7 protein-coding genes are annotated in these 9458 nt (G+C 34.4%); all 7 read right to left on the bottom strand.

All coding sequences use genetic code 11. The annotated features are described in order from the left end of the window. Positions 1-17: 17 nt before the first annotated feature. The gene (locus tag DXA87_RS14155) at positions 18-224 is read right to left on the bottom strand and encodes an ATP-binding protein (RefSeq protein ID WP_117505023.1); all 207 of its coding nucleotides are present in this window, start codon (positions 222-224) and stop codon (positions 18-20) included. Between the two features lie 17 nt (positions 225-241). Next, entirely contained in the window at positions 242-1657 is a 1416-nt protein-coding gene (locus DXA87_RS14150) for an N-6 DNA methylase (protein WP_117505022.1), read from the bottom strand. A 152-nt stretch (positions 1658-1809) separates the two neighbouring features. Next, positions 1810-4944 carry a type I restriction endonuclease subunit R gene (locus tag DXA87_RS14145; RefSeq protein ID WP_117505020.1) on the bottom strand — a complete coding sequence of 1045 codons (3135 nt, stop codon included), beginning with the start codon at positions 4942-4944 and terminating at the stop codon, positions 1810-1812. Further along, complete coding sequence (locus DXA87_RS14140) at positions 4934-6106, bottom strand: DUF3800 domain-containing protein (RefSeq protein WP_117505018.1); 1173 nt, start codon at positions 6104-6106, stop codon at positions 4934-4936. Before DXA87_RS14140 ends, DXA87_RS14145 begins: the two co-directional genes overlap by 11 nt. 2 nt (positions 6107-6108) lie before the next feature. After that, complete coding sequence (locus tag DXA87_RS14135) at positions 6109-7299, bottom strand: restriction endonuclease subunit S (RefSeq protein WP_117505016.1); 1191 nt, start codon at positions 7297-7299, stop codon at positions 6109-6111. Further along, a complete protein-coding gene (locus tag DXA87_RS14130; protein WP_117505013.1) occupies positions 7296-9155 on the bottom strand; it encodes a class I SAM-dependent DNA methyltransferase in 1860 nt (619 codons plus the stop codon). Before DXA87_RS14130 ends, DXA87_RS14135 begins: the two co-directional genes overlap by 4 nt. After that, entirely contained in the window at positions 9148-9375 is a 228-nt protein-coding gene (locus DXA87_RS14125) for a helix-turn-helix transcriptional regulator (protein WP_117505011.1), read from the bottom strand. Before DXA87_RS14125 ends, DXA87_RS14130 begins: the two co-directional genes overlap by 8 nt. Between the last annotated feature and the right edge of the window lie 83 nt (positions 9376-9458).

Raw genomic sequence — 9458 nt, 5'->3', positions numbered from 1 at the left:
TCTTGAAGTGTCTTAAATTACGATACCATTATAGTCATTCCTGAGCCATCATCAATCAAAAAAATACTATCATTTTCAACATCAAAAAGTATGTAACACATTGTTGCATCCGCATCATATGTATTCTTTATTAATTCTATCAAAGCACTTTCGACTTTAGAAACACTTTCTCTTCCCAATAAAATTGTAGCTCGTGATGAAATTTTGTATTTCATTTTTTCCATAATAAATTCCTCCGGAACTAAAACAGATAATTTTCAACATCCTTCGATGTTATTCTCACCGATTTACCACTTATAGGTATACCAACTTTAAAAACATACTCTTTAAATTCGCCACTTCTAAGTATTCTCATTGCATCTGTCAATTCATATTCATTATTATCTTCCTTTTCCACGATATACATTCCCGCATATGGTATACATTCCTGTTCTAATTCATATACGTCTACATCATTTGTCACAACTGTTGAAATCAGAAGTTTTTGTCTATTCAAGCCACTCAGTGCTTGTGAGCGACCATACTCATACCATTTTGCATTATTATCACTTTGCCTTTTATCTAAATCATCACGAAACTCATTAAGATACGCCGTAGCCCCAGGATATAATCTTTCAAACTCACCATCATCATAATGTACTAACTCATTTTCGTCATATGTATACGGAAAAATAATTTTTTCATGTTTAATATATCTAAGCGTTCGAGGTGTTTCAGTATTTCTTACTACTTCTCTTTCAATAGTATGATTACCACAAACATAGCCATTATCTACTTCGGTATATGCCCCATCTGACAGAACATATGCTTTATTTAGAAGTGTTGCCACAACATGTGACACCTTAAAATAATCCCCAAATCGATGTTGTCCCACTTCATTCTCATCTGCAAAAAACCACTTTTCATCTAGTTGAGCAATAGGTATATCTATCGCATTTTCCATACTCATGTCCTGATAATGCAAAATCTCCTGCTGACGTTGTTTGTCTAACACCATAATGGATGACTTAACTAATGCCTTATCAAATATTTTAACTTGTTTGTAATCCTTTATTTGGGCAATGTACGGACTCATAAAAATCCTCAGATTATGTCCAAATACAGTCTTATAAATACTACTTGGAATAAGATAAGACATTTTCCCGTTATCTGCTAATGAATTAATACTTTTCTCTATAAATGCATAGCAATAATCAAATTTTCCTTTGACACATGTAGAGAAATTACTCTTTACAAACAGCTGTTCCTCCTCTTTCAATTCACTGTATGTAATATAAGGAGGATTTCCAACAATATATTGAAATTTAATAGTAGTATTCCACTTCAAATAATCTGCATTTATCACTTTCCAATCAACTTTGTCAATATCGTTACGTTTTAATACTTCATCTAAATTATCAATACACTTTTTATACTGTTCTTCATCAATCTCGATTCCATATATGTCTTTTGCTAACCCATTCTTTATTCTTGTTCTAGACAAACCATTTTCCTTACAATCATCAATATACCTTTGAACTACCGCAACCAGGATGTTGCCATCACCACAGGAATTCTCTAGTATTTTTTTCCCATATAAATTATGGGTATAACCCACACTATCTAGTAATTCTCTTACATAATTTTCAGGCGTAAATACCTGGCACTTCTTGTTCATAGTTTTCTCTTCACTTTCTCTATTCTTCCTTACTCAATATCCATATCTGCTTGAGTGGTATTTCTGCCTTAATGGCAGAGCTTAAATTATCGTAATTATCAAATAGTTCTTTACTAGCATCGGTAGCGTCATATGTATAATCACCGACAATTTTACGCCACCTCTTTATACCTCATAAATACATACTCATAAATTTTCTGTCTATATGCAAATATTGCATTATCAGAATAACTCTCTGGTAATTCTTCCCAGAGAATCGTGCCTATAAGAGTATCAACTTCTGCCTTTGTTTCCTGCTTCTCTGTCCAATGGTCAAGTTCAGATATCTTTGCTTTTATCTTTTCCAGCAAGTCTATCGCAACTTTCTTTATCTTATTGATATCTTCTTTTGAAAGATTTTCATTGAAAAGCATATCATACAATGACAGTTCTTCATCACTTGTAAAGCCCTCTCTGACATAACGCTTTTCTTCCTGATTCATAGAATTAACCAGATTCATCAAGTCCATAAATGTCTTTTCAATGTTTGCCCTGTCCTGCTCATTATTATATTCATCAATGATTGTCTGATATCTTTCATAATAATCCACACGACTTGGATTTTCTTTGAGCATGCTGTCTAATCTTGTTTGAATTAGTTCATCCAAATCCGTAATAAGCAGATTCTTTTTCTTTGTCTTTGCAAACTCTCTTCGAAGCAAATCAAAATCTATTCTACTGATATCGAAACGCTTAGCTATGTCGTTATTATTAGATTCCTGTTCAATCATTATATATTCACCCAGAATTCCATTAATCTGAACCATCAAATCGACATTGTCAACATGCTTCTTCTTTTTCTTTAGTTCATCAGCTATTGCTATGAGTGCATCTTTTCTATCTCTATCCACATCTGATATATCATCTCTATCGAGATACTTCATCATTCGGTTGATTTCATTTGCATATGTCGTAAACTGCTTGCGTGATTCTCGGCTATCAGAAACAGCATTTGCTGCTGTCTGTAATAATGCTAATTTTGAAAAGTCTTTTGCCTTAATCAAATCCTCCAACTCAAAATTTCTGCTACATAAAAAATCTATAGCTGCTGATATAGTTTCCATCACGTGCTCTATAAGTTCTTCCTTATCTATTGTTGGATCAGTCTCTCTTCCTCCAACATTTGCTGTATAATCTGCAAGTGCTTTACGAAGTGCCTTTACTATGCCAATATAGTCAATAATAAGTCCGTTACTCTTGCCCTCTGCCACACGATTTGCTCTTGCTATTGTCTGCATGAGAGTATGCGCTTTCAAAGGCTTATCAAGATATAGGCATGACAAACATTTCACATCAAAACCAGTAAGCCACATTGCACAGACAAACACTACTCGAAGTGGATTGTCCTTATCCTTAAACTCTTTATTGAGTTCTCTTTTCTCCATCTTTTCACGATGCGGCTTTATATCAAGGTCCCATTTCTTAAATGTCTGAATCTCATTCTGCTCCTGAGAAATAACGACAGCCATTTCGGTTTCTTTCATCCATTTAATCTTGCGTTCCAGTTCCTGTACTTCCTGCTGTGATACTTTTGATTTTATGCCTTCTAATCGTTTAATTTCTTCTTCCCAATAATTCTGCACAAGGTTATACATCCGAACACAAGTCACTTTATTCAGGCATACGAACATAGCCTTACCACTTGTCCATAAATCCGAATAATGGGAAACAAAGTCTTTGGCTACAGATTTAAGCCTTTGTGGTGCTGTCATAATGTGAATCTCTTTCTTAAACTCACGCTCCAGCTTTTCTGTCTGATCTGGATCTAAATCTGCTGCCTCAATCGCATCCAATATCTTATCCGTAATATCCGGATTATCTAAATCCAAAATCTTCTCTCCACGATTCTCATAATACAACGGAACTGTTGCTTTATCCTCAACGGCTCTCTTAAAATCATAGATAGAGATATATCCACCAAATGTTCTCTCTGTAATATTGTCATTCGATAATAATGGCGTTCCAGTAAAACCAATACGTGCGGCTGTAGGCAGCAAATTCACCATATTATCTGCAAATATTCCATACTGACTCCTATGCGCTTCATCGGACATTATAATAATGTCATGATCTGGTATGATTGGCTGTACATTTTTCTTATTAAATTTCTGAATCAAAGTAAATATAAAGCTAGGATTTCCTTGCAATTTTGTTATAAGGTCATCACCACTCATAGCAATATACTTTGCAGCCTTTGTTTTTCCAAGTAATCCACAATTTTCAAAAGTATCGCTAATCTGTGTATTTAACTCATCCCTGTCTGTCAAAATCACAATCGTTGGAGAACCTGCAAATTTTCGCCTAATTTTCTGTGATAAAAGTACCATAGAATAACTTTTACCAGAACCTTGTGTATGCCAGAATACACCAAGTTTTCCATTATTCAATTTACGTGCTTCATACGCCTTAACAGCCTCATTTACACCCAAATACTGGTGATTTCGTGCTAGAATCTTTACTGTTTTTCCATCTGAATGGTCAAATAATATGAAATTTTCCAACAAATCAAGGAAGTTATCCTTTTTGCATATACCTCTAAGCATCGTTTCAAGTGCAACATTACCTTCTTCCTGCTCAGACAATCTTTTCCACTCATGAAAAAATTCATATTTGCTACCTAATGTTCCCACTTTAGCCTCTGTTCCATTGGACAACATAAGAAATGCATTATAATAAAACAGATGCGGTATTGTATCAAGATAGTCTGTATAGTTATCTGTGTATGCATTCTGCACATCTACAGAATTCTTCTTCAATTCTATAAAAAGAAGAGGTATTCCATTTACAAAACCCACAATATCTGTGCGTCTCCGATAAAGATCTCCATGTATTTTCATTTCCTTAATAGCAAGGAAATCATTATTCTCTGTATTTGTAAAATCAATTACAATTGCCTTCTTTTCCTCAATCTGACCATTCGGCTTTTTCACTTTCACTGGAATACCATCTCTTATATGCCTATACTTTTCCTCATTTATCTGCGTAAGAGAAGCTGATGACATATGACTTTCAAATGTTTTTATAGCATCTTCAAGTAATGCTGGAGTAAGCCATGGATTGAGTTTTAAAAGTGCCTCCTTGAGATATTTCACAAGAAGGATTTCCTTATATGATTTCCTGCCAAATGTGCCAGTTTCACCCAGAACTTCTGTGTTATAGGCAAGTTCTACACGCCAACCAAGTTCATCTTCAAGAAGGTGACCAGCACTTTCCTGTACTAATATATTTTCAGAATAATCATAACTCATGGCACATATCTCCTTTTCCAGCACTGTTATTTGCAACACCAAGAATCTGCAGCTTATCCATTCTTTCATTTACATTTTTAGGTGTGTTTGTGTTCTTAATAAAAAGTTTGGATTTGTTATCAGATTTTTTTATAAGCAACCATATGATTGAAAAATTATCGATTTGCTTATCATTTAATTCTCGTGCAATTGCCTGTATTTTTTCCAAAGAGTTTTCATCTAAAAACATAAAGAGTTTTCTAAGTAGCCCTGCTATCATATCCGAAATCTGAATATATATATTCTCGTGTGATTTCACAAATTTCCAATTATTAAGCAATTTTCCCTCTTCGTATAGTTGAATTTCAGATAGTTGTTTTTGTACGCTAGCTTCTTCATCAAAAATATGATTTGATTTACTGAAAATCTCACATCTTTCTAAATAGAACAAGTAGTATTCCTTGATTAACAAATATGGCTCATTGTCTTGAATAAAAACTATCTTATCTAGTTTTCCAGCTGTCTTTAGCATCTGTCGAAACAATTCCAAAAAGAAACCAGGATAATATTCAGCATCTTCATTATATGTTCTAATCAAATAACACAAGTCATTACAGAATGATGATGCATCTTTCACATCAGGGTATGTATGTCTTATAAAAATGTCAATAACCTCATCTTGATGTTCAATAACAAAATTGTACAATGCGCTCTTTATTTCCCAGATATACATAATGCATTGGGGATGTGTTTCCCATAAAGAATCGACAATATCTACAAGTGAATAAAACAAATTATTCAATGCACTATAATGAATATACAAACCACTCGAATACAACCATTTCAAAAAATTCGTTGCTCTTTTACTACAAATAAAATTCAAAAAGTCTGTCGAATTAAAATATAGATGCTTAAACTTAAGTTCTTTCTGCCCTTCTCTATAATCCAACGCTTTATATAGCGATGGCACATCAATCTCAAACGACTTGCCCTCATGTGCTACACCCGCTAATACAAAATCTCCCTTTATTGCATCAGAATCATTGAATCCTGTGTCTGTAAGATAAAACTTTCTGCAATTACCACTCTCATCATAATAAAAAGTCATTTCTTCTTCAAATGGTTCAATTTCATTTAATTCGAAAACTGTTTTCTTGTGTTCTTCAACATTCAGTATAATCATAATTACACCTCAATTTCTCCACTCATCAGCTTAGGAAGTAAGCCGTCACGAACTTGTGATAATTTATGAACACCTATACTTAACGCATAAATTTTCTCAAAAATCGGCTTGCAATAATCAAAGTAATCTTTTCTTAAATTGTTACCTGGATAAAGTACCTCAAGGTTACCAAATTTTGTTTTATTAACATTAGTCATTGTAGCGCCATTACTTCCAACTCCCTCAAGCAACGCTTTTAGACGTTTCATTGTAAAGTAGGTATAGTATAAATCTTGTTCATCATTCAAAACAATAGAATTAATCTGCTGATTCGTCTGGCATGTTTCAATGGCAATATTTACAAGACCAACCGTTGCAATACATGAAACCATAATTCCGTTCTTGGGGATAAATTTATTCTTCTGCGTATTAGCCCCTTCCGTAGTTAATGTAAATTCTGTAACAATTGGATATACGCAGTTGTGCATATCCGGTATTTTTACAAACGGAATGTTACCTCCATAGTATTGTTTCTTAGTAGTTGAAGGTGTTTTACCAGTTATTATCTCACCGAACTCAGATATTTTTTGTTTTTTCCATCCTTCTGGCACCCCGTCAATTATCTCTGTATTCTCATATCCCGGAAAGTGTAAATCTACAAACCATTCTCTGTACAGACGTTCCGCTGCTTCTTCCAATAATTTAATTTGCTTTTTGTTATTTTCGATGAGGATATCGTAGGCATTTAATATATTGGTAATTTTTCTTTGACTCTCTATCGGAGGTAAATAAATCTGTATTGAATTGAATGCACCATGTGACAAATCAGGTTGTGCTGCTCCAGTAGCGCGACTAACAGCTTCTTCATAAAATGATTTTTCTTGCAGAGCATAGTAAATGAATTCTTGTAACAAAATATCTTCATCAATGGTAGTAACAGTAAAACAATTATTATGTACTACGCCATATTGTTTCCTAAAAACCAATCCAACCTGACCAGTTCTTGTAAAAATGATGTCACTTTCTTTTGCTATGAATTTTTCAGGAATTGTATTTTTAACAAATATGCTGAAATTACCGTCTTTCATATCACCTATACGCAACAAATGAAGATTAGTCGGTTCATCAGAAATATGGTGGTTGGTCTTTTTATTGATAGCGAATCCTTGACTTAAGGCTACCAATTGTCCTATTTCAATTTTTTCATAGCTCATATTCCCATCTCCTTCATATTCCTCGAGATAGTATCCATCAAGTCATTTGATTCTGCCTGCAATGCTAAAAGTTCTCGATGTATCTCTGCCATTCGCTCTTCAAAATTCACGCCATCATCTTCCACAGGCGCTACACCAACAAATGCACCCGGAGTGAGAGACCACCCCTTTTCTTCAATACTGATTCCATCTTTATCATCACACTTAGCGTCGTCTGTTGTATAAGCAACTTTACATAATCCAAGGATATCGTGATACTCTCCATCTCCAAACTTTTTATATAACCAATCAGCTTCTTTTGCTATTGTAAGCCTTTCTGTAAGTTTGGAAATTTTTTCATCATATTCCGTCTGTGTTTTTTTCTTTTCTCGCTTATCTGCTGCCTCAACTGCTGCTTTTGCTTCTGCACGAAGTTTTTTCACTCTTTCAGTCAAATCATGAACCTGTTCATCAAATAATTTATCACTTCCCAGTACATTTCTATATTCATAAAGCAATGCTGTATATTTTTCGTTTTCTCCACGGTATAACCAAACAATAGCATTCAGATTTTTAAGCTGCCATTCTGACCATTCATTCAGTGTACGATCAACCTCCGTATAATAGTTTCTCGCATCAATGAAAAGAACTTTATTTTTAAGTTCTTCTTTTTTCCCTTTATCAAAGAACCATAACGAACATGGAAGGCTCTTTGTATAGAAGAAATTGTTGCCTACACTTATCATCACATCTACATGACCTGTTTTAACAAGTTTTTCTCTTATATCCTTATCGCTTCCCTGACTATCTGTTGCAGATGAAGCCATTACAAATCCAGCTCTGCCCTTTTCGTTAAGATAAGCATAAAAGTACGAAATCCATAGATAATTTGCGTTTCCAATTTCTTTATACTTGTTTTCTTTCGGGCATCCAAACGGAAGTCTTCCCGCATTGGATGCTGATTCTGCCTTTACCTTGTCCACATTGAATGGTGGATTTGCCATTACATAGTCACAGCAGCCTTCAAGGTTATGAGCATCATGATAAAATGTATTCGCTTCATCACCAGATTTTATTACCCCTGTAAGCCCATGAACTGCCATATTCATAAGACAAAGCTGCGCATTATATTCCACTTTCTCCTGTCCATAAAATGTCATACTACTATTTGCTTGCAAACCAGCTTCATTTACAAAGTCGCCTGTCTGTACAAACATTCCACCTGAACCACATGCTGGATCTAGAAGCACTCCTGATGTCGGCTCTAACATATTAACAATCATTTTCACAAGAGACTTTGGTGTAAAGAATACTCCATCATCTGAAGCTATATTTTTTGCAAATTTATTAAGGAAATACTCATAAATCCTACCTATTACATCTCCACCAACTTCGTCAAGTGCATTGTTATTGAATATACGAAGCAGCTCTCCCAATAGTTCATCAGAAAAATCCGTATAACTTTTAGGCAATACGCCTGCTAACTGTTCACTTTGCTGCTCTACAAGTTCCATAGCATTATTTACTACCTCACCCAGACTATTCATTGGCTGTCCAGTAATATTTTTCAAATCGGCAGCTGCTATATTTTCAGGAAGATTCACAAGATAATCATACTGCGCTTCTCTTGGCAAAAACAGTGCACTTTTAGCAGAAAAATCCTTGGCTTCTACAGGCATTCGCCTACCATTACGCATTGGTCTATTCTTTAATATCTCTGCCTCCACCAATTTAAATCGACTATACGCATATCTTAAAAAAAGTAATCCCAGCACCGGCATACAATACTGGTTTGATGTCAGTTTTGAACCTGCTCTTAGTAAATCTGCTGATTCCCATAAATCAGCTTCTAACTTCTTTATACTTCTGTTATCCATTATTTTTCTCCTGTTTTTCTATGTCTACAATCTGAACAACATCCCCGATATCACATTGAAGCACTTCACATATTTTTTCTATAACTGTCAATGTGACTGGCTCGTTATTAGTCATTTTTGCCATTGTTCCCTTACTAATCTTTGCCTTGCTGCATAAAGCACCTTTATTCATTTCCTTATCAATCAGAATTTTCCAAAGATTATTATATGAAATTGCCATACTACACCTCAATTTTGTTTATCTGTTCTTAACAATATAGGGCTTAAACACCTCTTTAAGCATATCATATATAGTCTATTTTT

This window comes from Desulfotomaculum sp. OF05-3, assembly GCF_003435535.1.
GTDB lineage: Bacteria > Bacillota > Clostridia > Lachnospirales > Lachnospiraceae > Pilosibacter > Pilosibacter fragilis.
Note: the sequence above shows the minus strand (reverse complement) of the source record. Positions and strands in the feature narration are given on the sequence as shown.